A 1,033-nucleotide genomic window follows, 5' to 3' on the forward strand; every position below is an offset into this window, starting at 1 on the left:
CCTCACGGTACCAAATCATAAAAAATTTATTTGCTTTGTGAGCGGATAACAATTATAATAGATTCAATTGTGAGCGGATAACAATTTCACACAGAATTCGATGACCGATACTGGACGGGTCATGGTTCAACAACTGGTGTTCTCCGAGCCGCGCCCCGGTAAGCCGCCGCGGCACCTGGCCGATCTCGACGCCGACGGCCGCGCCTCCGCCGTCGCCGAGCTGGGCCTGCCGGCGTTTCGGGCCAAGCAGCTGGCGCATCAGTACTACGGCCGGCTGATCGCCGATCCGCGGCAGATGACCGATCTGCCGGCCGGGCTGCGCGACGCGATCGCCGACACCATGTTCCCGATCCTGCTCACCGCGGCCTCCGAGGTGACCTGCGATGCCGGCCAGACCCGAAAGACGTTGTGGCGGGCCCTGGATGGGGTCACCGTGGAGTCGGTGCTGATGCGCTACCCGCAGCGCAATACGGTGTGCATCTCGTCGCAGGCCGGCTGCGGCATGGCCTGCCCGTTCTGCGCGACCGGCCAGGGCGGGCTGAGCCGCAACCTGTCGACGGCCGAGATCCTCGAGCAGGTGCGCGCCGGCGCGGCGGCGCTGCGCGACGACTTCGGTGACCGCCTGTCCAACGTGGTGTTCATGGGCATGGGGGAGCCGCTGGCCAACTACGCGCGGGTGGTGGCCGCGGTGCGGCGCATCGTCGCCGCGCCGCCGCAGGGTTTCGGCATCTCGGCCCGTTCGGTGACGGTGTCGACGGTGGGGCTGGCGCCGGCGATCCGCAAACTCGCCGACGAACGGCTCGGGGTGACGCTGGCGTTGTCGCTGCACGCCCCCGACGACGAGCTGCGCGACACGCTGGTGCCGGTCAACAACCGGTGGAAGATCGCCGAGGCGCTCGACGCCGCCCGGTATTACGCCGACGTCACCGGCCGTCGGGTGTCGGTGGAGTACGCGTTGATCCGCGATGTCAACGATCAGCCATGGCGCGCCGATCTGTTGGGGCGGCGGCTGCATCGCGCGCTCGGGTTGCTG

General features: G+C 67.3%; 1 protein-coding gene. It reads left to right on the forward strand.

Annotated features, from left to right (window positions below):
• Positions 1 to 121: 121 nt before the first annotated feature.
• The coding region (gene rlmN / locus ACAG21_RS28070; RefSeq protein ID WP_370499511.1) for a 23S rRNA (adenine(2503)-C(2))-methyltransferase RlmN at positions 122 to 1,033 on the forward strand (912 nt) is incomplete at its 3' end.

This window comes from Mycobacterium sp. pR1184 (assembly GCF_041287235.1).
Classification (GTDB): Bacteria; Actinomycetota; Actinomycetes; order Mycobacteriales; family Mycobacteriaceae; genus Mycobacterium.